The organism is Rhizobium sp. SU303 (genome assembly GCF_021052345.1).
Classification (GTDB): domain Bacteria; phylum Pseudomonadota; class Alphaproteobacteria; order Rhizobiales; family Rhizobiaceae; genus Rhizobium; species Rhizobium laguerreae.
Genome location: NZ_CP088096.1, coordinates 391,546 through 415,194, shown reverse-complemented (window position 1 = coordinate 415,194; position 23,649 = coordinate 391,546). Strand labels below are relative to the sequence as shown.

Here is a 23,649-nt window from a genome sequence, read left to right as displayed (position 1 = left end):
CTTCGTGACCGAATTCACGAGCAACGGGAGCCGACGGAAACTGCGCCATTTTTTCACCGAGATCATGCATGAACGCACACGCTTCAACGAGGCACGAGACCTATCTGAACGCGGCCGAACTCGCATTCATCCGCAGCCAATACCCGATCGTCAAAGAATGCATCTATTGGAACAACGCCGCTGTTTCCCCTATATCGATCGGCGTGCGGGATGCGATCTCCCGGCAGGCGACACTCCATGCCACGGACACGTCCGGGATCATGGTGGCAAGCGCGCCGACATGCGACAAAGGACGCAGCCTTGCCGCCAAACTTGTTGGCTCGACTGCGGAACGGATTGCCTACATCCAGAACACCTCGCATGGCCTGTCGCTCGTCGCCTTGGGAATCGATTGGAAGCCTGGTGACAACATGGTGGTTCCTGAGCTCGAATTTCCCTCAAACTTTCTCATCTGGGAGACGCTTTCCCAGCAAGGTGTGGAAATCCGCACGATGAAGGCGCGCAACGGAGCGCTTGCTCCAGATGATCTTCGTTTCCTGGTCGACGGCAGGACGAAACTGGTCGCAGTGAGCCATGTTCAGTTCTACAGCGGTTTCCGGGTCGATCTCGCCGGATTCTCGCAAATCTGCGCCGATCACGACGCATTGTTGGTCGTCGACGGCACGCAGTCGGTCGGGGTGCTGAGCGTGGACATGGAAGGCGAAGGCGTAGATGTCCTCGTTGTGAGCGCCCATAAATGGATGCTCGGACCAGTCGGAATAGGCTTCGCCGCGTTCTCCGAGAGGGCTTTCGAACGCATCAAGCCGCGCGTTGTCGGTTGGTTGAGTGTGAACGACGCCTTCTCCTTTCATCGTGTTCTCGATTTTCTTCCAGACGCCAAGCGGTTCGAACCAGGCACCGAGAACGGCGCAGGCATCTTCGGATTGGCCAAGAGACTTGAAGAGATCGATTCCATCGGCATGGAGAAGATCGAGAGCTATGTTATGGAACTCGGAGCGCGGATTCGGAGGCAGGCTAAATCCGCAGGGTACGAAATCATGAGTGATTGGCCGGAAGAATCCCAGTCGGGCATCATCCTGCTGAAGAATCCAAAGGTGGCCACCAGCGTACTGTTTGCAGACTTGGATGCTGCCGACGTGAAATGCAGCGTCAGGAACGACGCCATCCGTTTTTCGCCTCACTACTACAGCAATGACGATGAGCTCGCGCTGGTCTCCGAGGTCTTACGGGGAGCAACATCCCGAGCCAATGCGTAACCCGCCACTCGCTCGAAGGCGGCACTTCGATAGTGCGCATGCTGCTTTTGCCGCATTCCGGCCAACCAAGATGATTCCGGTGATCCTGGGCAGCAAGAAGTGGCGTCGATACAACGAAATCGATTGTCGATCAGCAGCCATTCGTTCGCAAGAAAGTCTAGCCGATACGGCTTGTGCTCGACCTGCAGGTTCAATAAGAGACCCGAGCCGAACAGCACGCCACTGCACGGCAGCAACTTGTAATCCGCGATCCTCGCTTCGAGAAACGCTTCTTCGGCCGGTGATTCACAGAACGGCAGGAAGTAGCTCTTCCGATCTGGATCTTCCGATGTCGCCGTCCAACGCCGAGCCTACCAGGCGTCGACCGGAGGGTCCGGCTTCGGATCCACGATGTTGTAAATCGTCGAGGCGAAGAAGGCAGCCAGAAGGAAGAGAAGAGGAACAACGAAACCGCCTGCGAAGCAGATCACCGTGAGATTGCGCGGATGACGATCATCTTTTGCTGAGCCTTGGCGTTCACGCTGATTCCCCAATGCAATGCCGGCCCCCACCGTTGCTTCGACTGGCCCGCAACAGCAAGTCTGGCAAGGCTCGTGGGCGTGTAAACAGGTCCCTGTACAGCTCGTTGTTGACCAGTGCCGCCAATCCCATCACAGATTAGTGCGGCAAGGACAACGTGGGACCGGAACAGCGTTTACGAAGAGGATTGGCCGCCGCAATATATGTTCGCTGCTTCCCCTCGAGAATGCCTTTTGATAATTCCGCGCATATGGCGCGCCGCCAGTGTTCGGATTGCTGGAAGAATAAAATCGGTGAGATCGCTGATTGATCACCGTGCCACGATGATCGCGTCCCTGGTTTCCACCAATCGCAGTCGGCAAGCTGTCTCTACACGGCAAGGGCGCGACGAATGACTTCAGGCGCTAGCCAATTCATTCGGGCCAGCCAACTAGGCGGAAGCGTCCAGCCCGACTGAGTCTGAAGCCTGGATGGCCCTATAAACCTTAGGGGCGTTGAAGGGCTTCCCACTAAGCGCGTCCTGTACCCGGTGAGCTGCTGCAGGCGCCCTCCTTAGGTCAGCTGCGTACGAGTTCAGCGCGACGCGTGCTTCAGATTTTGCCTAAAACTCCTAGTGCGGCCGCGGTCCTTCGTATCCTTGAGGCGTCAAAATCCGCGTCGTTCTCAAGTTCTGTCACCTCGGCCACGGTCAGACCGGTGGTTTCTGCGAGGTCGTCCAAAGAATAGCCGCGAGCCTGGCGAGCCTCTGCAAGCAGGGCGCCGATGGATGGGACAGCAGGGGATTTCGCAATCTTCGAGGCCATGTTCATGTCTTTAAGCTTCCTTCTGGCGGCCGGAAAACAAAAGGTTTCTAGTTCCACCGCTGCCGACCGCGTCCGGCAGCGGTGGATTTCTCCGATTTCCGCGGGCGCTCTTTCTAGCAGTTTGTGCGATGGAGTACAGGTCTAACGTGGTGAAGGAGTGGACGACCCTTGCCTCCGGGGGTCAACCTTTCCCTGCGATCATCATTGGCGCCCGCTAGTAGAATGACGTCTTGCTGCAATCGACATTGATCGCCGTAATCGAGTACAGGGCTTGGACTGAAGACGAGCAGCTTCGCGTGCCTCCTTTGAAATCAACATCTATCAGGTTTCCATATGTCGGGATGGAAGCGCCGTCTCAGTCGAACGCTTGCAAATCAGATCGGCGAGCCGACCGAGGATATCATGGACGACATGAATTCGACGCCAGCAAAGGACGGCTCGGGTACATAGGCTTCAACAGGTGTGAACCATCACGGCATCGAAAGATGGTAGGAAAGTAAAATCTTGCTGCCGGTATTCCATTCGTTTGATCGCGGCGACCACCCACCGATAGCCTGAGTGTCACCTGCATCCCCAAGCCATTGCAGTTGTCGCTTGACAGCTCCCTCGGCAAGCCTCTACCCTTTTTCGCATTCACCAGGGGGGTCCCGGCAAGGGGCTGAGATACTGCTATCGCGCGCAGTGACCCGTTGAACCTGATCCAGTTCATACTGGCGTAGGGACGGTGCAAGCGCTCGAGAGGTTTCGGATTCACGCGTGGAATCCGTGCCGGCGTCTTTTCATCATTCCGGCTGAGGACTGGGTCTCCAAACTCAAACTTGGAGCCTCAAACCATGAACATCGCCGCAAAGAATATCACCCCAACCGTCACCACCGGCCCCTTGCCGGCATCCAGGAAGATCTACAGTCGGGGGGACATCCATCCCGATATTTGCGTGCCGATGCGCGAAATCAGCCTGCATCCGACATCGGGCGAGCCGCCCGTTGTCGTCTACGACTCGTCCGGCCCCTATACGATCGAGGGCACCGAGATCCGTATCGAACAGGGGCTGCCCTCACTGCGACGTGACTGGGTTCTCGCCCGCGGCGACGTCGAGGCCTATAAGGGCCGCCATGTCCGTCCCGAAGACAACGGCTTTGCCAGCGGCGAAAGGCTGACGCCCGAATTCCCCGCGCTACGCCAGCCGCTGCGCGCAAAGGATGGCAGTGCAGTCACCCAGCTCTCTTATGCGCGCGCCGGCATCATCACGCCCGAGATGGAATTCATAGCCATCCGCGAAAACCTCGGCCGCAAGGCGCAGGCGGACGCCATAGTCCGCGACGGCGAAAGTTTCGGCGCCCATATTCCGGACCATGTGACGGCGGAATTCGTCCGGCAGGAAGTGGCGGTGGGTCGGGCGATCATCCCCGCCAACATCAACCATCCGGAAGCCGAACCGATGATCATCGGCCGCAATTTTCTGGTGAAGATCAACGCCAATATCGGCAACTCGGCCGTCACCTCATCGATGGCGGAGGAGGTTGAGAAGATGGTCTGGGCGGCCCGCTGGGGCGCCGATACCGTCATGGATCTCTCCACCGGCCGTAACATCCACAACATCCGCGAATGGATCATCCGCAATTCGCCGGTGCCGATCGGTACCGTGCCGCTCTATCAGGCGCTGGAGAAGGTCGAGGGCATTGCCGAGAACCTGACCTGGGAGGTGTATCGCGACACGCTGATCGAACAGGCCGAACAGGGCGTCGACTATTTCACCATCCATGCCGGCGTGCGGCTTCACTACATCCCGCTCACCGTCAACCGCGTCACCGGCATTGTCTCGCGCGGCGGTTCGATCATGGCGAAGTGGTGTCTCCATCATCACCGCGAAAGCTTCCTCTACGAGCATTTCGAGGAGATCTGCGACATCTGCCGCGCCTATGACGTCTCCTTCTCGCTCGGCGATGGCCTGCGCCCCGGCTCGATCGCCGACGCGAATGATGCGGCGCAGTTCGCCGAACTAGAAACACTGGGAGAGCTGACCAAGATCGCCTGGGCGAAAGACTGCCAGGTGATGATCGAAGGCCCCGGCCATGTGCCGATGCACAAGATCAAGGAGAACATGGACAAGCAGCTCGAAGTCTGCGGCGAGGCGCCTTTCTACACGCTCGGGCCGCTGACGACCGATATCGCGCCGGGCTACGATCACATCACCTCTGGGATAGGCGCAGCGATGATCGGCTGGTTCGGCACGGCGATGCTCTGCTACGTCACGCCCAAGGAGCATCTGGGGCTTCCCGACCGCAACGACGTGAAGGTAGGCGTCATCACCTACAAGATAGCGGCTCACGCCGCCGATCTCGCCAAGGGGCATCCGGCGGCACAGCTGCGCGATGACGCGCTCTCGCGTGCCCGTTTCGAATTCCGCTGGGAGGATCAGTTCAACCTCTCGCTGGACCCCGAAACCGCCCGCAGCTTCCACGACGAGACGCTGCCGAAGGAGGCGCACAAGGTCGCGCATTTCTGCTCCATGTGCGGACCGAAATTCTGCTCGATGCGCATCTCGCACGATATCCGCGCCGAAGCGCAGAAGGAGGGACTGGAGGCGATGGCGGCACGTTATCGCGAGGGCGGCGGCCTCTATATGCCGATAGAAACCCTGCAACATTCGGGCGAATGAGATGCGTGTGCTTGTCAAAGGGGCCGGCGTTGCCGGCCTGACGGTGGCGTATGAACTGCGCGCTCGAGATGCCGAGGTCACCGTGCTGGATCCATATGACGGTTTCCTGCGTGCTGCTTCGTGGCTCGCGGGCGGAATGTTGGCGCCCTGGTGCGAGCGGGAGAGTGCTGATGACGCGGTACTCATGCGCGGTCTCACCGCCGCCGACAAATGGGAGGCAATGGTGCCGGGAGAGGTGCGACGCAACGGAACGCTCGTGGTCGCCTCGGCCCGCGATCTTGGTGAACTGCGACGCTTTGCCTGCCGCACGACGGGTTATGAATGGCTGGAAGAGCCGGCGATTGCGGCGCTGGAACCCTCACTTGGCGGGCGGTTCCGGCACGGGCTGTTCTTTCGCCGCGAAGCCCATCTCGATCCCCGGCGAGTTTTGAGTCTGCTGCGCACCAAGCTGACGGCTCAGGGGGTCACCTTCGTGGGCGAGAGCTCGCATGAGGAGAGCTTCGACAGTGTCGTCGATTGCACGGGCGCTGCGCGCATTGGTGAGGCCGAGGAGTTACGCGGCGTCCGTGGCGAAATGCTTTACCTTAGAAGCTTTGACGTGGATCTCTCCCGGCCGGTCCGCCTGCTCCATCCGCGTTTCCCCGTCTACATCGTCCCGCGCGGAGACGGTCTGTTCATGGTCGGCGCGACGATGATCGAGACGGAATTCGACGGGCCTATTGTCGCCCGTTCACTGATGGAACTGCTCAACGCTGCATACACGCTATTTCCGGCCTTTGCCGATGCAACCATAATCGAAACGGGTGTCGGAATCCGCCCAGCCTTTCCGGACAATCTTCCACGTGCAAGCCATCAGGGAACGGTGATCTCGCTCAACGGCCTCTACCGCCACGGCTTTCTGCTCGCGCCAACTATGGCGGCCGAGGCGGCTGAACTTGTCTTCAACCAACATACCACCAGAAGGAATGCCTCATGAAAGTGATCGTTAATGGCGAGGCCCAGGATGTCGCGGCTGAGACGCTGTCGGAACTTTTAGTCCTGATGGAATACGAGGGTGACTGGCTGGCGACAGCCGTCAACGGTGAACTTGTCCATCGCGAAGACCGGTTCGATCGTTCGCTCAGCGACAATGACAGGATCGAAATCCTGTCGCCGATGCAGGGAGGCTGACGGATGCTGACGCTCTATGGGGCTGAAATAAACTCCCGTCTGCTCCTCGGTACAGCGCGATACCCCTCTCCTACCGTCCTCTCCGAGGCTGTCAGGCAATCGGCGACGGAAATCGTCACCGTCTCACTTCGTCGTGAGATGTCTGGCGGCCGCAGTGGGGGCACCTTCTTCGAGATGATCCGCGCGCTCGGCGTTCGCATCCTACCCAACACTGCAGGTTGCCACAGCGTCGCGGAAGCGGTGCTGACCGCAAGGATGGCACGCGAGCTGTTCGCCACCGACTGGATCAAGCTCGAGGTCATCGGCAACCATGATACGCTACAGCCGGATGTCTTCGGCCTCGTCGAGGCGGCTCGCATCCTAGTCAGCGAAGGTTTCGAAGTCTTCCCCTACACGACGGACGATCTGGTCGTGGCCGAACGACTGCTGGAGGCCGGCTGCAAGGTGCTCATGCCTTGGTGCGCACCAATCGGCAGTGCCGCCGGGCCGCTCAATCCGACAGCGCTCAGGGCAATGCGGGCGCATTTCCCTGACGTGTCGCTGATCGTCGATGCCGGCATCGGCCGGCCGTCGCACGCAACTGCGGTGATGGAGCTCGGTTTCGATGCAGTTCTGCTCAACACCGCCGTTGCCGGCGCCGGAGATCCCGCGGCGATGGCAGCCGCCTTTGCCGCGGCAATCGCCGCCGGCAATCAAGCCTTTAACGCCGGCCTGATGGAGCCGCGCGACATGGCCGTACCCTCTACGCCGGTGATCGGAAAGGCGGTGTTCACATGAAGCTCGATCCGTTCTACCTGATCGTGGACAGCGGCGAGTGGATTGCCCGGTTGGTACCGCTTGGCGTCAAGCTGGTGCAATTGCGCATCAAGAATCGTCCGAGGACTGAACTATGCGCCGAGATTCGCCGCGCAGTAGCAGTCTGCGCTAAACATCAATGTCAGCTGATCGTCAACGACTACTGGCGGCTTGCGATCGAGGAAGGTTGCGGCTTCGTCCATCTCGGCCAGGAGGACCTTGCGACAGCGGACCTCGACGCGATCCGAGCGAGTGGCTTGAAGCTTGGCGTCTCGACGCATGATGAACGCGAGTTGGAAATCGCACTGGCAGCAAAGCCTGATTATATCGCACTCGGCCCGGTCTACACGACGATCCTCAAGCCGATGAAATGGCCGCCGCAAGGGCTGACGCGGCTGAGCGAATGGAAATCGCGCATCGGCGACCTGCCTCTCGTCGCCATCGGCGGGTTGAATGTCGAACGGATCGAAGGCGTCCTTGCTCACGGGGCGGATAGCGTCGCCGTCGTGACCGACGTGATGCGGCATGAAAATCCGGAACTTAGAACAAAGCAATGGATCATCGCCACAGCGCAGGCGCGAACTCCCAATCTTCAGTAAGCCGCCAGGAAACCTGGGTAATGGATCATCTTGAGGCGGAAGGGCTGGTTGAAATGTTAGCAAAGCAGGGGCCGATTGTTGCCAAATTGGATTAGAACGACGCCCGCCAGATCTGCGAGATACGGTCGGCACGAGTAGGGCGGGTCGCGCACAGTCAGGGGGCGTCGGTTCATCATGACCCTCGTCGGATATAACGCAACATCGGAGCACCGATGGTGGAGTTCTACGTCTCCCACTGTCTGCGGCGCGTCGTACGCTGCGATGATGACAATCATGTCGATCGCTGGTGCCCTGACTGGCGTCATCGACGAGGACACGCGCGCGCCGCTGAGCCAGATGCAAAAGCACAACAACCTCAAGGTATACTACACGGTAACGAAAGAGGTCCTGAACGCACTCGGGATTGCAGCACAATAGCGGTTGGAGTGCCGTTCCGCTCTATACGCAACGCGTGGCACGCTCCGAGCTTCTGAAACCAGCGGAGGGGCTAGACCATCCCCGTGGTCTTTTCGTTCCGGCCGCGGGTCACTCGTTTTGGCAAGCCGGGTCGCTTGTAAGATCAGTCACCCGAATGGCGGACAGCTTGGTGCCGGCCCTCTTGAACCGACGCCGTGTCTGCCACGGCCAGGACGCTCCTCCAACAATGAGCATAGCAGGCGAAGTCGCCCCGCGACGGCGCCAGTTCGCGCACGGCTTGACCGGTTAAAAGGGCAGCGCAAGGCGGCTCGCTCAGAGAAGGTGACAAGGTCAGTTTCGAGGTAGGCCAGGACCGCAAGATCGGGAAGTCCAAGGCCGAGAACGTCAGCGTGCTCTAATTAAGGGCTCCGCGTGACAGCCTGACCAAGAAATTCGGTCAGGCTAGTCGCGTCTGAGATCCGCGGGCTCACGGATCCGCTTTAAATCCGTCGCCTTGAACGGCTTCGATCCAACGATCGCTTTTTCAAACTAGATATCACTGAAAATTCCTGCTCTTCACCTTCAGCGTATCGATATGAAGATCAGGCACGAACATGTCGCGCGCGGCGACAACAGGCTTCGGCTTGTCCCGCGGATCCGGTCCACCTCCCCGCGCAAACTCATCACCCCTGCCAGCCGGAAGCCGGAACTCCTCATCCCGATCGGCAAGGCCGACAAGGTCGCCGGACAGATCGAACAGCTGCTGGGCGACAAGATGGACCACCTCCCCTTCCCGCTGGATCCGGCCATTGATCGCCATCATCAAGGACCCGAGAACGATCCGCCGTCGTCTTTCGAACAGCGTCGGCCAGACGACCAGGTTGGCCGGCCCGGTCTCGTCCTCGATGGTGATGAACATGACGCCCTTGGCCGATCCGGGCTTTTGCCGCACCAGGACAAGTCCGGCGGTATAGACCCACCGCCCGTCCCTCGAATTCATCGCCTCGGCACAGGTGATGATGTTGCGCGCCGACAGATCCTTGCGCAGGAAGGCGATCGGATGCTGCCGCAATGTCAGCCCGGTATGGCTGTAGTCCTCGATGACGTTATGACCGTCCGTCATCTGCCGAAGTGCCACCTCCGGCTCCTGCTGCTCGGCGATTGCAGCCATTTCCCGGTGGGCCGCGGCGGCAAACAACGGCAAGGGTTCGTCGCGCAATGCCTTGATCGCCCAGAGTGCGTCTCGACGCTCGAGCTGCAACGACGGCAGAAAGGCATCGGCCTTGGCAAGCTGGACGAGCGCCTCCGATGGCACCCCGGATCGGCGCCACATGTCGTCAACCGAGGCAAAGGCAGTGTCCATGCGTGCCGCGACAATGCGCGCGGCGTCAGCGACCGCCAGTCCTTTCACCTGCCGGAAACCGAGCCGGACAGCGTGGCGGCCAGAATTGCCGATCCGCTCCAGTGTGCAGTCCCATCGGGACCGATTGATGCAGACCGGCCGCACCTCGACGCCGTGGGCTCTCGCGTCGCCGACGATCTGCGCCGGCGCGTAAAAACCCATGGGCTGCGAATTGATTAGCGCCGCGCAGAAGGCTTCCGGATAATGGCATTTGATGTAGCTCGACGCGTAGGCGATCAACGCGAACGAGGCCGCATGGCTCTCCGGAAAGCCATAGGAGCCAAAGCCTTCGAGCTGGGAGAAGGTCTTTTCGGCGAATTCCGGCGTGTAGCCGTTCCTCACCATTCCCGATACGAGTTTGTCCTTGAACCGCGAAACGCCGCCGGTGAACTTGAAGGTCGCCATCGACTTGCGCAGCTGATCGGCCTCGCCGCCGGTAAAGCCGGCGCAAACCATCGCCACCCGCATCGCGCTCTCCTGAAACAGCGGCACGCCCAGCGTCTTGCCGAGCACCGCCTCAAGCTCGGGCGTCGGATATTCGACGGCCTCCTTGCCTTCGCGCCGGCGCAGATAGGGATGCACCATGTCGCCCTGGATCGGGCCGGGCCGGACAATCGCGACCTGTACCACGAGGTCGTAGAAGGTCCGGGGTTTCAGCCGCGGCAGCATCGCCATCTGGGCGCGGCTTTCGATCTGGAAGGTGCCGAGCGTATCGGCTTTGCGGATCATCGCATAGGTCGCAGGATCCTCCTGCTCGATGTCAGACAGATCGAGATCGCGGTCCTTGTGCTCGCGGATCAGATCGAACGCCTTGGCCATGCAGGTCAGCATTCCGAGCGCCAGGATGTCCACCTTCATGAATTTCAGGGCTTCGACGTCGTCCTTGTCCCATTCGATGATCTGACGGTCCTTCATCGTCGCCGGTTCGATAGGCACGAGATCGTCGAGCCGATCATGGGTGAGGACGAACCCGCCCGGATGCTGGCCGAGATGCCGTGGCGCGCCCATCAATTGCTGCGCAAGCTTTAAAGTCAGCACAAGACGCCGGTCGTCTGGATTGAGATTGAGCTCGCGGACATTGCGATCGCAGACCTCCTCCGACCAGGCCCACATGCCCGACGACAAGGCCTTGATCACGTCCTCCGGAAGCCCAAGCGCCTTGCCGACGTCACGGATCGCGCCGCGCGCCCGGTAGCGGGTCACGGTGGCGCAGAGTGCTGCCTTTTCTCTGGTATAGGTGCGGTAAATCCACTGGATCACCTCTTCCCGCCGCTCGTGCTCGAAATCGACGTCTATATCCGGCGGCTCATCACGCTCCTGGGACACGAAGCGTTCGAACAGAAGATCGTTTGTCGAGGGATCGATACTGGTAATCCCGAGAATGTAGCAGACGGCGCTGTTGGCGGCGGAACCCCTCCCCTGGCAAAGGATACCCTGAGACCGCGCATAGCGCACGATCGAGAAGACAGTCAGAAAATAGGGCGCGTATTTCATGGTGCGGATGAGATCGAGTTCGTGCCGCACGACCTTCAACACATCGGGCGGTAGTCCCTCCGGATAGCGGTCGGGCACGCATTGCCAGACATAATGCTCCAGCGAGGCCTGAGCATCCTTGCCCGGTACGATCGCCTCCTCCGGATATTGGTAGGTGAGCTCCTCAAGCGAGAAAGTGCAGCGACGGACGATCTCCATGGTTCGCGCGAGGGCTTGCCGGTACCGCGGAAACAACCGCTCCATTTCTTCGGGCGGCTTCAGATAGCGATCAGCGTGGCGCTCGCGCTCGAAGCCGACCTCGTCGATCGTGGTGCTGGTCCGAATGCAGGTGACAATGTCCTGCAGCTGCCGTCGACCTGGTTCATGGAAGAGGACATCATTGGTGACGACCGTCTTCACCTTGAACCGTGACGCAAGATTGGAAATCTCATGCAGCCGCAGCTGGTCGTTCTGCCGGCGCCGCAGACAAAGCGACACGTAGGCCCGATCCCCAAACAGCTCGGCCATCTTGCGCAGCTGGATCGCGCAGGCGTCATCCGGCAGATCCGGCACCAGAATGCCGATCATGCCGTCGGTGTATGCGACGACATCATCCCAGTGCAGGATGCAGTTGTTCTTGCCGCCCCGCGACTTGCCAAGCGTGATGAGACGGGTCAGCCGGGAATAGGCAGCCCGGTCGGTCGGATAGATCAGCAACGACATGCCGTCTTGCAGATCGAGCCGGCAGCCGACGACCAGACGCAAACCTGTGGCGCGGGATGCTTCGAGTGCCCGGACAATCCCGGCCAGCGAATTGCGGTCGACGACGCCGAGGGCTTCGATGCCGAGAGCCTTGGCGGTCTCGAACAGTTCCTGCGCCGAGCTTGCGCCGCGCAGGAAGGAAAAATGGGTCGTGACCTGCAGCTCGGCATAACTCATGCGAAGATCCCATGCACGAACCAGCGATGGCTTCCGGTTTCAGGATCGATGCCATCACCGGAGCGAAACACCCAAAGGCGCTCGCCGGCCTCGTCTTCGATGACGAAGTAATCGCGCACCGCCTCCATCTCGGCGTCGCGCTGCCACCACTCGCCAAAGATCCGTTCCGGACCGTCGGCGCGCTTGACCTTCCGCCGCTTGCCGCGCCAGGTGATCGAGACCGGCGGCCGGTCCGGCAGCAAGGCGATGGCCTCGATCAGCTCCGGACGCGCCAGCAGCCGGACAGGCCGACGCCAATGGCTGACCCAGGTGACTTCGATCGGGTCGGCCGCCGCACTGATGCGCTGGACGGAGCGCTCGGGCACGTCGGAAGCAACCGGTGCCACCCGATAAACACGCTGACCACGGTTGCCGTAGATATCGATCAGCGGCGTCACGTCCTTCACTTCCTCCTCGACCAGCGAGGAGGATTTCTGGCGCTCCTCCAGCGGCTCGGCCATGACGGCGACGAGCGTCAGTTTCTCGATCCCGAAGCCGGGCTCGATCTTCTCTGTCCGGTCGCGAAACAGCTTCGTCAGCCAGGCGACATCGCGCACCGGCTTCACCGTGCCGGCGCGGATTGCCTGCCGCGTACCGTCAACCTTTTCGACGATCAGGTCGGCGCGCCGAACACCAAGGCCGCGCCTTTGCAGCTCCTCGATCAGTTGCACGACCAGCCGGCCGACATATTTGTCGATGGTTTCGGCAGCGCCGATCGGTTCGGCGAAGGCGCGGCTCACCTCGATGAGCTCGGCGGTGCGGATCGGATCGATTGGCTCGGAGATGCGGCCGAACATCTGGTCCAGCCGCCGGCCAATCTCCGGACCGAAACGGAGCGTCAGCGGCGCGCGCGGCGTGTTGGCCAATTCGCCAATCGTCTGGAAGCCGAGCGTGCGCAAATCGCTGACGACTTTCCCGGGAAGGCGCAGCAACGATATCGGCAGCTTTTCGACGGCGCGGACGGTCTCACCTGAAGGCACGATGACCGTTTCGCGGCTGATGGCACGCGCACAGGCGTGGGCCGCACCCCAGGTGTCGGCGATCGCGACACGGGGCGTGAGTTTTTTTGCCAGGAACTGATTGGCGATCTTCGTCACCATGGCGAGCTCGCCGCCCTGCAGGTGATCGGCGCCTTCGGTGTCCATGACGATGCCATCGATCCCATCGACCGCGACGATCGGGGAATAGAGCGTCAGCGCCCAGATCGTGATCCGTTCGAGTGCTGCGGCATCCGCCGCAGGATCCGCATCGACCAGCATCAGGCCGCGAAACAGCGCCTGTGCTTTCGCAGCCGGCATGCCGACATGAACGCCGGCTTGTCTGGCGGCTGCGTCGGCGGCAGATACCCAGCGTTTCGAGCCGCTCCTGGCGATCACGGCGATCGCCTGTTCAGGCGGAATAGACGGATCGGCGCGACGAATACGATCCGTCGGCAGATCCGGAAGATAGATCGAGACAACCCTTGTCATCGCACGCCCTCACGAGAAACTCAGCACATTCACCCGCTTTCACGCGCATCAATTCCAGCAACCATTGGGCTCTCCCCACACCCGGCACTGGCAATTCCTCCGACGGCATCACGCTCACCCGCCATCGGGTGATCGACGCCGTCGGCTGCCCGAAATCATTGGCCTCCGTCTGCCGTCGCCAGCGGCGGACGGCAAGCGCCATGGTGCCGGTGCGCTCAGCCGCCAGCTGCAGCCGGCGCGAGCTGACCATCGGCAGGCGAACGAGTTCACCGACGACGGCGCCGAGCCCACCGAAAGACAGCCCTTCCTCCATGTTCGCCAGGACGTCTTCCTCCTTGTCGGATTCGACAAAGATCACCCGGTCGGGATGGAGACCGACCTGGGCGAGTGCCGGAAAGAACAGGTCCGGCCGGGTCAGGCACCAGGCGATCGGGCCTTTGGTGCGGGCCGCTATCCCCGCCGCAAACAGGGCTGCCGCCGCGCCATCGACGGTCCCAGCTCCGCCGCCGGCAAATTCGTGCAGGGCGCCATAGGCCAGGCCGCCTCCCGGCAGGACTGCATCGATTTCCGGCACGCCGAAGGAGAGACAGCCAGCCTTTCTGGCCGACACGCCCTCCAGCGAGGCGATGCGCTCGCGCAGATCGAAAATCACCCGTTCACGGGCAGCAGTCATCGTTCACGGCTCCCTTCAAAGTCGTGTTGGCGGCCGACATCATGTCGAACAAAATGCGGATGTTCTCTTTCTGTTCCGCCCCAATAAAAGAGTCAAGCAACCGGAGGAATGGGAATATTATCCTGAACATTAGAAATCGCAGAATACCGAAGGGAATCAGGCCCATGGCGCAAACTGAATTTTTTCCGAGCGTTTGCGAGGGCTAATCCCTTTGTGTGAATTGCGGGGACAAGTCGGCATCGTCACAGTGTCTTTAAGATTTTTCTGCTGAACTCCCGGCATGCCGAAGCCTCCGAGATCAAAACCCCTCCTTCGTGACACCGAGGCCCGGATCCGTTCACGGCCGCGAGGCAAGCGAAATCCGGCTCAACCACAGCTCCTGTTCGATGCCATGCCTGAGCGTGTCGAGCCCGCGCTGGCGCAATTGAAGTCTCATCCCCCAAGGGGAAGCGAGTGGAGCTGGGAGATTAAATGGGATGGCTATCGCCTTGCCGTTCATATCGAGCCGCAAGGGATCAGGATCCTCACGCGTGGCGGCCATGACTGGACGCATCGGTTTCCGGCGATAGAGCAGGCCGCCCGAGCGCTCGGGCCGGCGACAATGATCATCGATGGCGAGGCGGTTGTGATCGACGAAGAGGGTCGGCCGGATTTCGGGCTGCTGCAGCAATCGCTGGGCGCATCCGGCAAACAAACCGGCAACCGTGCCTCCGACGCCGTCCTTTACGCTTTCGATCTTATCTATCTTGATGGCCACGATCTGCGCGGTGTCGAATACCGGTCCCGACGGCACCTTCTCGAGGACACGTTAAACGTCGCAAACAATGATGAAGCCGGCTCCATTCGGCTATCGGAAACACTCGATGCCGAACCTACTGTCCTCCTGGAGCATATCTGCCGCCTCGGCCTGGAAGGCATCGTCGGCAAGCACCTCGATCGGCCCCATCGTTCCGGCCGAACCGGCGATTGGGTGAAAGTCAAATGCGTCCAGAGCGAAGCCTTCTTCATTGTCGGCTATGAGAGGTCGACAGCGTCCCCTGCCGGCTTCGGCTCGCTGGTGCTTGCTGCGTATCGTGGTGATGAGCTCGTCCTCGTCGGAAGCGTCGGCACGGGATTCAGGCAAGCCGAGATCATCAGGTTGCGGAAGATGCTGGACACGCTGCGATGGAAGCGAAAGCAACCGCCCCTGCCCTATTCCGGAAGTGGCGATGTCATCTGGGTCGAGCCGACCCTGATCGCCGAGATCGAGTTTCGCGCCTGGACGTCGGATGGGAAACTTCGCCATCCGTCGTACAAGGGCTTGCGAGAACGCCAGGACAACGCCGACGTCTTCCGGCTCGACTAGCGAAACCGGCGCCGTCCGCTAGATTGTCGTCCATTCGAGCTCAATCGGAGTAGATGGCCTGCTATGTGCAATCTTTATCGCATGGAAGACAAGGACTGGGTCGCGAAGTGGGCGCAGGATGCTGAAAGCCTGATCAATCTGATGCCTGCCTATCAGATGAACCCCGATCAGATGGGGCCGATCGTCCGCAGCACCGCCGACGGAAAGAAGCAACTGGTCCATGCGCGCTGGGGACTGCCCTCGCCGCGCTTCGCGCTCGAGAAGACGGCCAAAATCAAGGCCGAGAAACTTGCGGCCAAAGGCAAGCCATTCGATCTCGAAAAACTGATCCGCATGGAAGCCGACCGCGGTACGACCAACGTGCGCAAGCTCAATTTTCCGCACTGGAAGCGATGGTTCGGTGTCGAAAACAGATGCCTCGTTCCGGTCACCAGCTTCGCCGAGCCGGATCCAGCCAGCCAGGTGGTTGGCGGAAACGTACCGAATGCCTGGTTCGCCCGCGACGAAAGTAAGCTGCTGATGTTCTTTGCCGGTCTCCACGTGCAGCAATGGCAGAGTGTCCGAAAAGTCAGGGACGGCCTGACCACCGATGATCTCTACGGGTTCTTGACCACAGATCCCAACGATCTGGTGAAGCCGATCCATGAGAAGGCGATGCCGGTCTTGTTGCTGACGAAGGAAGAGACCGACGTCTGGATGCGGGCGCCCTGGGAAGAGGCCAAGGAACTGGCCCGCCCGCTACCCAATGACGCGCTGATCATTTCGTCGCTCGAGCCGTACGGATCGACGATTGTCTCGAAATCCGGAGAGCCGGTGGAACAGGGCAGTCTGCTTTGACAGCTGAACTCAGAGCCTGAATGGATCGGAAAACGAAAAAGCCTGCCGCGGGAGGAGGTGCGGCAGGCTTCTCGAAATATTGAACAACGGCTAAGAGGAGGAGTGCCGCTGTTCCGTCAGGCGCCCTTTGGGAGGAGGAGTGGGTCGCCTGAAATGCCAACGATGTTTCGTCTTGCAAAACCGATCCCGTAATCTGCTAGATGGACGATGTGGCGCGTCCCTCGAACAAACTCCCGCGCCGGTAAGTTAGAAGGAGGTATTTCGATAAATGTCACCCTCACATCCGAAGACCTGGCAGAGCTACAATGACCAGATTGAAATTCTCCTTTCACGAGGTCTTGTCATATCGGACCGCGCACTGGCTCTGGATTATCTAGAGCGAATTGGCTACTATCGTCTCAGTGGCTACTGGTTTCCATTCTGGGAACTCACTGGACTTTGTTGCGCGCTGACAGACGACTTTAAAAGGCCGGAGAAGGTCAAGGTCAGTCGGATACGAACCGACCGTTTCATAGACGGAGCGACGTTTCAGAACGCCGTCGACCTTTATGTGTTTGACAAGAAGCTTCGGTTGCTTGCGCTCGATGCTCTTGAGCGCATCGAAATCGCCATGCGGGTTGACATATCGCACGCTCTGGGTCGCCGTGATCGGTTTGCTTACCGGAGGCCGGAGCTTTTTCACGATAGTTTTGCTGTCGATCTCAACAAGGAGGGCCTGACGAACCACCATGGCTGGCTCGGCAAGCATGCAGCTCTCATCAATCGCTCAAAAGAGGAATTCATCGCCCACAACAAGCGAAAATACGGACTCCCGCTTCCGATTTGGGTAGCTTGTGAAGTCTGGGATTTCGGTACGATGTCGATGCTCTTCGCAGGTATGAAAGAAGATGACCAAGACGCTATCTCATCGGAGTACGGTATTCTCAATGGCCGTGTTTTTGCGTCATGGCTTCGCTCGCTCAACTATATGCGAAACGTATGCGCACATCATAGTCGCCTCTGGAACCGCAACATTGTCGATCAGCCCAAACTGCCGCCAAAAGAGCAGGTTGCCTTTGTTGTCGACTTCGAAGGAAACGAGCGCCTGCGTGCCCGACCATATCTGCTCTTTTGTATTGCCCAGCAGCTTATGAGCGTGATTAACCCGTCATCCACATGGTGGGATCGTGTCAACAAATTGCTTGAGAACGAATTTCCTGATCTGAGCCATCTCGACATCACGCTCGATAGTCTCGGCGTGGATGCAAATTGGAAGGGTCGCAAATGGGTTCAGGCAATAAAAAACCCCTGAGCAGCTTCCCGTGCAAAGCACGTTAAACCGACAGGGGCCGTGTTGACACCATAGATAACACGATCGGCCGACATGTCAAGAAGCTACTTCGACCAATCTTGGCGCTAAAAAATCGCTCAAATTGGACGTCCGGTCATTGCTTTTTATTTTTGCGCCTCTTTTTTTCTTTGGAGCCTGTTTTCTTACCGTCATTCTTTTTGTCAATGTCGTTCTTCTGCGTTTCTTTGATGTCGAACCGTTCATTGGCTGTGTCGTCCCTATAACGATGCCAAGCCTTAAGATTGGTTTTGCGAATATTGACGGTTACATATGCCTCGCGAAGGCGAGCGAGGATGTCATCGAGCGCCTTGCGCATCTCGGGCCGCGCAGCTTCAATTTCGTTCCAGGCTTGCTCGCGCTCTCCACGTAGCGGGGCGTCCATTGGACTTCCGAAGATATAGAGGTGACCGCCTGGCGCGTCGTGATATTGCTCGCCGTGAGACGTCGCCGCGTGCCAGCTCTGAAACAGGCGGTCGACGGCGTCTGCTATCACTGGATCATGGAGATGAAAAAGGCTGTTTTCAACGACGCCTCTGAAGTTTTCCCAGAACCAAAGCGCCTTACCAGGTACGCTGTGGGGTAGTCGCTCGATCAAATCATCGAGCGTCGGCAGATGGATCGACGACATTAGCCATTTGATGTTCTGCAGGTCCTGATCGTGCCGAATATTCTCTGGCGAGAGGCCACGCAGCTCCGCAGGGGTTTTTGGATTCTTCTCCAACACTGCCGAGATTGCCACACCCAACAGAGCTGATAACTGCGTCAAGTCAGGCTTTCGATCGCTTGCCGCTAAGCCGTAGGGGCTAGCGCGGTGCTGCGCGAAGTCAAAAGGCAGATCTGCCGGAAAGCTCCCCTGCTCCTGGTTGAACAGCAGGATCACTCTGTCCCACCCAAGGGTCGCAACCGCATAACCCAATTCGAAGACCACGTTCGGATTCGGACTGGGCCGGTCGTTCCCTGTTGGGCTCACCGTGGTGATGTCGGCGACGAAGATATGAGCCCTATCAATTTTCTCGAGGATCTTTGCCGCAATGTTCGGGCTGCCGGAGGTGTCTCGCGTGGCTTCATCGCGGGTGACCTTAAGCTTCGGCTTCTTCGTCTCTATCTTGGTGCACGCTGCCTTCAACGCCTTTCGGATGGCGTTGAGATTTGTATGCGCTGGCAGGTCGCTTTGCCACGAATAGAAGATGCAAAGATCTTGTGTTTTTGCCATCGTGTGCTGCCTTAAACTCGTCCGACGATCACTCGTGCACGATGGTGGGCCAGCCGCCTACGGTGCTCGTCCGTGAGGGAAATTGGATAATGCCAACGCAACTCGCCACGCGCGTGTTCACTGAGGTTGGGAGCGAATTCCGGTCGCCCTTCATCGTTGAAAGTAACGAGCGCGCGGTCGAATGCGGCGTCCCACAGCGCTGAGAGGAGGAAGCCGTTATGGACGTCGAGCCGCTCGGCATCACTTTCGCAATCTGCCCAGGGGATGATGTGCGAGGCACGTAGCAGCGCCGGGTCGGAAATCCCAGTCAGCGGGCAACGGCCTTGCCAATAATCCATCAGACCAGCGCGAAAAATGTCCTGACCGATCCTCTGCACGACCAGCCGTTCTACTTCGGTCGTCCTAGGAAGGACCGCTACCCGTATTTGAAACTCCCGCAAGGGTGCATCCGGCAAGCTGATCGTGAGTTCATAGACCCGACGCAAAATCCGGTAGAGGGTGCCAAGGCTATCAAAGGAGAGGCGGACGCGCCCAGGACCTGGCATGTCAGCCGCAGGTAGGTCTATCTCTGCTATGACGCCTGCGTGGTCCAGCGCGAGAAACCACGGCCCTTGCCCTCCTGCGGCCCCAAGATGGATTTCGCCCTCGGCCGTCGTCGAGCCGAAGGCTGCCCAGCCAGCCTTTTCTCCCAGTACGCGACGAAAGCCATTCTGCGAGGCAGCCTTCTCACACTCCTCGCGGACTATGAAAGACTGAGGTGCCTCAACCATCGCATGTCCCTGCTGGTGCATGGCTAGAGATCCATCCCGAACAGTCGCATTTCTGCAGGGGTCGAGCTCATTCGAAGCCTGACATGCGGCGATGTCACGTTGTCGGCAACTTAACGGGTGGCGGATAATTCGGTTGAGATGACCTCATCGACCATCAGCTACAAGAACCACCGCTTTCCACCGCAGATCATCGCCCGTGCGGTCTGGCTGTATTTCCGGTTCCCGTTGAGCCTGCGGTTGGTCGAGGAAATGTTGCTGGAGCGCGGCATCGTCGTCTCTTACGAAACGATACGGCGGTGGGGCCGCAAATTCGGGGCAGCCTACGCCAAGCAGTTGCGTAGAAAGAAGCCGTCGCGGAAGGATATCTGGCATCTGGACGAGGTCGTGATTTCCATCGGCGGTCAAAAACATTGGCTTTGGCGCGCCGTTGACCAGGACGGCTACGTTCTCGATGAGATCGTCCAGACCCGCCGCGATACCAAGGCTGCCAAGCGATTGCTGGTCAGGCTGCTGAAGAAGCAGGGCCTGTCACCGAAGCGCATCATCACCGACAAACTGCGCTCATACGGAGCGGCAAGTCGGGATGTGATGCCCGGCGTCGAACATCGATCGCACAAGGGCCTTAACAATCGCGCGGAGAATTCTCATGTGCCCCTTCGAAAACGAGAGCGGGTGATGCAGGGCTTTCGATCCGTCGGAGGTTTGCAACGTTTCATCTCGGTCTTTTCAGCAGTCCGAAATCTTTTCGTCGCGCCGCGCCAGAGACACTCAGCCCTAACCACCCATATTCATCGCATCCGCGCCATGGCGCAGTGGAAAGCCGTGACCGCTGCAATTGCATGAGTTTACCAACAAGCGGCTTTACGGCCGTTGATCAAACAACGTGACATCGCCCCTTCTCGGCCTGCGTGGTATCGGCGCCGGCATGCAATGCGAGGCGATAATAGCTGTTGAGCAGAGTAGCCGTGGCCTTCAGGTTCAGGCAGGGATCGAACGCATCCGAAATCGAAAGCTTCAGCTTGCGCAACTCTTCCATGCCGATACCGCCAAGGCCGATCTGGGTGTCCTGATGATCAGCGGCAAGCGAGATCGCGAGCTCAATGGCTTCCGCTTTCGACGCGGGCTGGCGCTCAAGCGGCGGGCCGCTGTTGATACGAATGGCGAAGGGCTTGAAGCCGCTCTCGAGACTGATGACCGCGGCAAGCGTTCTGATCTCCACCATGGGTGCGCAGTTCTGCGCGAGATCCACGAAAGTGACGGCCATCGTTCAGTACCAGACCCGCTGCGTTGCCGTGCCGTCGATGGTGACGTCGACATAGTGGGGTTGCGGGCGTACGTTCGGGCGAGCCGTCGAATAGCCCATGCACTGGCGGCGCCCTTCCTCCCGCTGCCAGCGTGGCGACCGCACCAAATCCTTGTTGAATTTGTGATCATCTCCAAAAACACTGGGGCAGTATGCATTGCTCACCGGCTGGAGGGACGTCGACACGCAGGTAGTTTCCTGTCCGCGAGGACCATAATCGGTTTCCAGCCGGTAACCCGTTTCGCAGTAATAAGGCTCATAGCCGGGGCGCGAACTGGTAAAGCCGACGCCGCTGCATGCCGGGAACGAATGTCCCTCGGCGAGCTCTCGCCACAGCTTCTGGATCGGCGGCCGGCATGCCGCGAACTGCGTCGCACCTCCTGGGTTGGAAAGGCACAGGATAACCTCGCAGCCCCATTCATTTGCGTGCGCCTGGCCAGGTGAAGTAAGGTAGGGTGGCAATATGCAGCAGGCCGCGACGACCGAGTTGAGCAGAAGGTTTTTCATGAGTACGACCCTCCAGAGGACATCCCATTGCGAAAGAGGTGGCTTGCCCGTAAAGGCGTTTATACTGATTTATATAACACAGTAAAAGAGCATGACAAGAGCACTCACAACCCAATGGCGTAATCTGGCTTTCTCAGGTCTCATCCTGCACGAAATCCTCGATCATCCACTCGAAGACGAGACGCCTCAGGCACGGCTGAAGCAGGTCGGCATGATGACGGTGCTGTACAGCATGAACCAGGCGCATCAGAAGTTAACCCTCTCCAGCATCATGGAAATTACTGCACTAACTCGCAGCGGCGTCAAAGAGACGGTCGATCTCCTGGTCAAACGGGGGATGCTGGACGAGACGATCGTCAAGAATTCGATGGGACGTGGAACGGCCCGTCAGTTCGAGATTTCAGAAGCGCTTCTGGAGAAACTGAGTTCTTTCGCAGCCGGATGATAGCGGTTTTAAGTGATTATTTTGGTTGCCTGTCGGTTGGTCAGAAATCACCGCAATGCCTGCAGCCGCGAGAATTGGTTGACATCGCAACGCCAGGGTCATGACATGCAGGGTGAAGGTGAGCGTGCGGGCACATTGGCGCTCGATTGTCATTCGCCGACAACAAGAAACCGCAAAATCGCTGTGTTCACCATCCCTGTCGCGTCCGCCTGGCGCGGAGGAAACTCGCCAACGAAGCCTCCTAATGACGCGCTGGGCTTTAAAGACAATCTGCTTGTGCACCCGTTGGACACGACGGCCGTAACCGCAGCGACAGAAGAGCATTTGCTCTCGGCAGGAAAAGCCGCAACCATCGCCCACGACAATGAGATGCCTGGACCGCTCCAGCTCGAGCGCGGTGCGAAGCAATGCGACAATTGGAACCTTATTTGCGATCGCATGGTTCGGGCTGCAGACATGATGCCGCGGGACCTCCATGCCATTACTGCCAGCAGCGCCGAGAGCGCTACGACGAATAGTCATCATCAGCGACTTCCAGGACGGCGATGGCGAAAACGTAGAGCCTCGGACCCCGGCGTGGTTTCGCAAACAGTGGCTCGCCGGCAACCGGGGACCTCGTCCTCAACCCGCCGATCGGGGCCCAAGCCTTCAGGTGATCGGCGGCTATATCGAACGGCTGCCGCTTGCCGTTCTCAAAGCCGGCCTTGTGGACTGCGCCGAAGTATGGACACATTGGCGCGGTCCGACACCGCCGACTGAACAGCCTGGCGCCAGCCCTCTCCTCATGCGCCGGGCATTTCAGGCAAACGGGTCTGAAGCGCCGTTTTCTTCCAACGACATGCTCGGGCACATTGCCGCCTTCGGGCCGCCGTCGATCCTCTGTGTCTGGGGCCTCGGTGTGAGTGAAGACGTGTTGCTGGCTTGCCGCGGAAGTTTCAAGATTTACAACTCGATCGACGCACCCGCCTTGCGAGTTCCCTTTGACGTCGGCCGGCACTTCGACCTCATTCTCACCGGATCGCAAGGGCAGTCGGAGGCGGTGCGGTCGCGCCATCCGACGATACCGACGATCATCATGCCGATCGGACCCGAGTTTGCCTCCGAACTCACCTTCACGCCGATCGACATGCCGAAGACCTACGACGTGATCTACGTTGCCGCCGCGCAAGCCTATAAGCGCCACGACATCCTGTTTCAGGCGCTTGCCAAGCTTCCGCGTTCGATGCGGGCCCTTTGCGTCTGCGGCTACGGCGAGATGATGGACACATTGCGAAGCGAGGTCGGCGAACTTGGCATCAATGTCGACTTCATCGACCCACCCGGCGTGCCGTTTGCGGAGGTGAACAGGCTGATGAACCAAGCGCGTATCGGCGTGGTTTGCGGCATCGATGACGGGGCACCGGCAATCCTGACCGAATACATGCTGGCGGGCATACCCGTCCTCGCCAACAGCCAGCTGCGCTGCGGGTTGCAATTTATCACCCCGGAGACGGGTCGAGTGGCCTCGCCCGAGAACTTCCATGAAGGCATTTGCGACATGCTGGGCCGGCTCGGGACGTTCAACCCGCGCCATGTGGTGCTCGCCAACTGGACGTGGCCGCACAGTCTGCGAAAACTGAGGCCCTTCCTTGGCGGATCAGCCAGATAGCGCCTTACGGGAACATTCGTCGCCATTCGCGGTTCGGGGTCATCGTGATTGCGAGGTG

Annotated in this window: 21 protein-coding genes, 3 pseudogenes and 1 riboswitch; of the genes and pseudogenes, 14 read left to right on the top strand and 10 right to left on the bottom strand. The window is 59.5% G+C overall.

All coding sequences use genetic code 11. The features are described from left to right. Positions 1-68 precede the first annotated feature (68 nt). Entirely contained in the window at positions 69-1,256 is a 1,188-nt protein-coding gene (locus RlegSU303_RS26515; RefSeq protein ID WP_131718330.1) for an aminotransferase class V-fold PLP-dependent enzyme, read from the top strand. Between the two features lie 350 nt (positions 1,257-1,606). On the opposite strand, the gene RlegSU303_RS26510 is transcribed toward RlegSU303_RS26515, so the two are convergent. After that, positions 1,607-1,807: a hypothetical protein gene (locus RlegSU303_RS26510; RefSeq protein WP_131718331.1), complete on the bottom strand. Its 201-nt coding sequence runs from the start codon at positions 1,805-1,807 to the stop codon at positions 1,607-1,609. Between the two features lie 558 nt (positions 1,808-2,365). Beyond that, positions 2,366-2,584: a helix-turn-helix domain-containing protein gene (locus RlegSU303_RS26505; RefSeq protein ID WP_131631594.1), complete on the bottom strand. Its 219-nt coding sequence runs from the start codon at positions 2,582-2,584 to the stop codon at positions 2,366-2,368. 622 nt (positions 2,585-3,206) lie between these two features. Further along, positions 3,207-3,318: riboswitch (TPP riboswitch) on the top strand. Positions 3,319-3,411: 93 nt separating this feature from the next. Between RlegSU303_RS26505 and thiC the strand changes: the two genes are divergently transcribed. From thiC to RlegSU303_RS26470, 7 genes and pseudogenes are all read left to right on the top strand, one after another. Next, on the top strand, positions 3,412-5,238 hold the full coding sequence (gene thiC, locus RlegSU303_RS26500; RefSeq protein ID WP_131718332.1) for a phosphomethylpyrimidine synthase ThiC: 1,827 nt from the start codon (positions 3,412-3,414) through the stop codon (positions 5,236-5,238). Position 5,239: 1 nt separating this feature from the next. Then, on the top strand, positions 5,240-6,214 hold the full coding sequence (gene thiO / locus RlegSU303_RS26495) for a glycine oxidase ThiO (RefSeq protein WP_131631596.1): 975 nt from the start codon (positions 5,240-5,242) through the stop codon (positions 6,212-6,214). After that, the gene (gene thiS / locus RlegSU303_RS26490; protein ID WP_027668146.1) at positions 6,211-6,408 is read left to right on the top strand and encodes a sulfur carrier protein ThiS; all 198 of its coding nucleotides are present in this window, start codon (positions 6,211-6,213) and stop codon (positions 6,406-6,408) included. The genes thiO and thiS overlap by 4 nt, the downstream gene beginning before the upstream one ends. Positions 6,409-6,411: 3 nt before the next feature. Beyond that, entirely contained in the window at positions 6,412-7,185 is a 774-nt protein-coding gene (locus RlegSU303_RS26485; RefSeq protein ID WP_131718333.1) for a thiazole synthase, read from the top strand. Then, complete coding sequence (locus RlegSU303_RS26480; RefSeq protein WP_131718334.1) at positions 7,182-7,802, top strand: thiamine phosphate synthase; 621 nt, start codon at positions 7,182-7,184, stop codon at positions 7,800-7,802. Before RlegSU303_RS26485 ends, RlegSU303_RS26480 begins: the two co-directional genes overlap by 4 nt. Before the next feature lie 273 nt (positions 7,803-8,075). Then, positions 8,076-8,219, top strand: a complete 144-nt coding sequence (locus RlegSU303_RS26475; protein WP_225510624.1) for a hypothetical protein — start codon at positions 8,076-8,078, stop codon at positions 8,217-8,219. Between the two features lie 299 nt (positions 8,220-8,518). Then, positions 8,519-8,617, top strand: a pseudogene (locus RlegSU303_RS26470) (cold-shock protein); the annotation flags it as partial. A gap of 137 nt (positions 8,618-8,754) precedes the next feature. Here RlegSU303_RS26470 and RlegSU303_RS26465 read toward each other — a convergent pair. From RlegSU303_RS26465 to RlegSU303_RS26455, 3 genes are read right to left on the bottom strand one after another with little or no spacing between them, the layout of a single operon-like run. Then, complete coding sequence (locus RlegSU303_RS26465; protein WP_131718335.1) at positions 8,755-12,012, bottom strand: error-prone DNA polymerase; 3,258 nt, start codon at positions 12,010-12,012, stop codon at positions 8,755-8,757. Next, positions 12,009-13,520 (bottom strand): Y-family DNA polymerase, encoded by a 1,512-nt coding sequence (locus RlegSU303_RS26460; RefSeq protein WP_165507505.1) that lies wholly within the window; start codon positions 13,518-13,520, stop codon positions 12,009-12,011. The genes RlegSU303_RS26465 and RlegSU303_RS26460 overlap by 4 nt, the downstream gene beginning before the upstream one ends. Beyond that, on the bottom strand, positions 13,441-14,193 hold the full coding sequence (locus tag RlegSU303_RS26455) for an ImuA family protein (protein WP_131718336.1): 753 nt from the start codon (positions 14,191-14,193) through the stop codon (positions 13,441-13,443). The genes RlegSU303_RS26460 and RlegSU303_RS26455 overlap by 80 nt, the downstream gene beginning before the upstream one ends. A gap of 280 nt (positions 14,194-14,473) precedes the next feature. On the opposite strand from RlegSU303_RS26455, the gene ligD reads away from it, so the two are divergent. The 3 genes from ligD (at position 14,474) to RlegSU303_RS26440 (ending at position 17,666) form a co-directional block, all read left to right on the top strand. After that, a complete protein-coding gene (gene ligD, locus RlegSU303_RS26450) occupies positions 14,474-15,538 on the top strand; it encodes a non-homologous end-joining DNA ligase (RefSeq protein ID WP_131718337.1) in 1,065 nt (354 codons plus the stop codon). A 63-nt stretch (positions 15,539-15,601) separates the two neighbouring features. Then, a complete protein-coding gene (locus tag RlegSU303_RS26445) occupies positions 15,602-16,375 on the top strand; it encodes an SOS response-associated peptidase (protein ID WP_131718338.1) in 774 nt (257 codons plus the stop codon). A gap of 268 nt (positions 16,376-16,643) precedes the next feature. Then, complete coding sequence (locus tag RlegSU303_RS26440; protein ID WP_131718339.1) at positions 16,644-17,666, top strand: Abi family protein; 1,023 nt, start codon at positions 16,644-16,646, stop codon at positions 17,664-17,666. Positions 17,667-17,799: 133 nt separating this feature from the next. Here RlegSU303_RS26440 and RlegSU303_RS26435 read toward each other — a convergent pair whose 3' ends face one another. Continuing rightward, positions 17,800-18,918, bottom strand: coding sequence for a TIR domain-containing protein (locus tag RlegSU303_RS26435; protein WP_131718340.1), 1,119 nt, complete (start codon positions 18,916-18,918; stop codon positions 17,800-17,802). An 11-nt stretch (positions 18,919-18,929) separates the two neighbouring features. Then, entirely contained in the window at positions 18,930-19,709 is a 780-nt protein-coding gene (locus tag RlegSU303_RS26430) for an HNH endonuclease (RefSeq protein ID WP_231283897.1), read from the bottom strand. Between the two features lie 70 nt (positions 19,710-19,779). Here RlegSU303_RS26430 and RlegSU303_RS26425 point away from each other — a divergent pair. Then, positions 19,780-20,531: pseudogene (locus tag RlegSU303_RS26425) on the top strand (IS6 family transposase). Positions 20,532-20,586: 55 nt separating this feature from the next. Here RlegSU303_RS26425 and RlegSU303_RS26420 read toward each other — a convergent pair. Both RlegSU303_RS26420 and RlegSU303_RS26415 read right to left on the bottom strand, forming a co-directional pair. Further along, positions 20,587-20,952 (bottom strand): annotated as a pseudogene (locus RlegSU303_RS26420) (transglycosylase SLT domain-containing protein); the annotation flags it as partial. A gap of 3 nt (positions 20,953-20,955) precedes the next feature. Beyond that, positions 20,956-21,498 carry a hypothetical protein gene (locus tag RlegSU303_RS26415; protein WP_131718344.1) on the bottom strand — a complete coding sequence of 181 codons (543 nt, stop codon included), beginning with the start codon at positions 21,496-21,498 and terminating at the stop codon, positions 20,956-20,958. A 91-nt stretch (positions 21,499-21,589) separates the two neighbouring features. Here RlegSU303_RS26415 and RlegSU303_RS26410 point away from each other — a divergent pair, with 91 nt between their 5' ends. Then, a complete protein-coding gene (locus RlegSU303_RS26410) occupies positions 21,590-21,943 on the top strand; it encodes a MarR family transcriptional regulator (protein ID WP_131718345.1) in 354 nt (117 codons plus the stop codon). Here RlegSU303_RS26410 and RlegSU303_RS26405 read toward each other — a convergent pair. Beyond that, positions 21,899-22,468 (bottom strand): hypothetical protein, encoded by a 570-nt coding sequence (locus RlegSU303_RS26405; RefSeq protein ID WP_131718346.1) that lies wholly within the window; start codon positions 22,466-22,468, stop codon positions 21,899-21,901. The two genes, RlegSU303_RS26410 and RlegSU303_RS26405, sit on opposite strands and share 45 nt — an antisense overlap. Positions 22,469-22,595: 127 nt before the next feature. On the opposite strand from RlegSU303_RS26405, the gene RlegSU303_RS26400 reads away from it, so the two are divergent. After that, positions 22,596-23,591: a glycosyltransferase gene (locus tag RlegSU303_RS26400; protein ID WP_131718347.1), complete on the top strand. Its 996-nt coding sequence runs from the start codon at positions 22,596-22,598 to the stop codon at positions 23,589-23,591. The last annotated feature ends 58 nt before the right edge of the window (positions 23,592-23,649 follow it).

Coding starts and splice junctions, on each gene's coding strand:
- RlegSU303_RS26515 (WP_131718330.1), top strand. CDS start 69: ATGAACGCACACGCTTCAACGAGGCACGAGACCTATCTGAACGCGGCC.
- RlegSU303_RS26505 (WP_131631594.1), bottom strand. CDS start 2,584: ATGAACATGGCCTCGAAGATTGCGAAATCCCCTGCTGTCCCATCCATC.
- thiC (WP_131718332.1), top strand. CDS start 3,412: ATGAACATCGCCGCAAAGAATATCACCCCAACCGTCACCACCGGCCCC.
- thiO (WP_131631596.1), top strand. CDS start 5,240: ATGCGTGTGCTTGTCAAAGGGGCCGGCGTTGCCGGCCTGACGGTGGCG.
- thiS (WP_027668146.1), top strand. CDS start 6,211: ATGAAAGTGATCGTTAATGGCGAGGCCCAGGATGTCGCGGCTGAGACG.
- RlegSU303_RS26485 (WP_131718333.1), top strand. CDS start 6,412: ATGCTGACGCTCTATGGGGCTGAAATAAACTCCCGTCTGCTCCTCGGT.
- RlegSU303_RS26480 (WP_131718334.1), top strand. CDS start 7,182: ATGAAGCTCGATCCGTTCTACCTGATCGTGGACAGCGGCGAGTGGATT.
- RlegSU303_RS26475 (WP_225510624.1), top strand. CDS start 8,076: ATGTCGATCGCTGGTGCCCTGACTGGCGTCATCGACGAGGACACGCGC.
- RlegSU303_RS26465 (WP_131718335.1), bottom strand. CDS start 12,012: ATGAGTTATGCCGAGCTGCAGGTCACGACCCATTTTTCCTTCCTGCGC.
- RlegSU303_RS26460 (WP_165507505.1), bottom strand. CDS start 13,520: ATGACAAGGGTTGTCTCGATCTATCTTCCGGATCTGCCGACGGATCGT.
- RlegSU303_RS26455 (WP_131718336.1), bottom strand. CDS start 14,193: ATGACTGCTGCCCGTGAACGGGTGATTTTCGATCTGCGCGAGCGCATC.
- ligD (WP_131718337.1), top strand. CDS start 14,474: ATGCCGAAGCCTCCGAGATCAAAACCCCTCCTTCGTGACACCGAGGCC.
- RlegSU303_RS26445 (WP_131718338.1), top strand. CDS start 15,602: ATGTGCAATCTTTATCGCATGGAAGACAAGGACTGGGTCGCGAAGTGG.
- RlegSU303_RS26440 (WP_131718339.1), top strand. CDS start 16,644: ATGTCACCCTCACATCCGAAGACCTGGCAGAGCTACAATGACCAGATT.
- RlegSU303_RS26435 (WP_131718340.1), bottom strand. CDS start 18,918: ATGGCAAAAACACAAGATCTTTGCATCTTCTATTCGTGGCAAAGCGAC.
- RlegSU303_RS26430 (WP_231283897.1), bottom strand. CDS start 19,709: ATGCACCAGCAGGGACATGCGATGGTTGAGGCACCTCAGTCTTTCATA.
- RlegSU303_RS26415 (WP_131718344.1), bottom strand. CDS start 21,498: ATGAAAAACCTTCTGCTCAACTCGGTCGTCGCGGCCTGCTGCATATTG.
- RlegSU303_RS26410 (WP_131718345.1), top strand. CDS start 21,590: ATGACAAGAGCACTCACAACCCAATGGCGTAATCTGGCTTTCTCAGGT.
- RlegSU303_RS26405 (WP_131718346.1), bottom strand. CDS start 22,468: ATGATGACTATTCGTCGTAGCGCTCTCGGCGCTGCTGGCAGTAATGGC.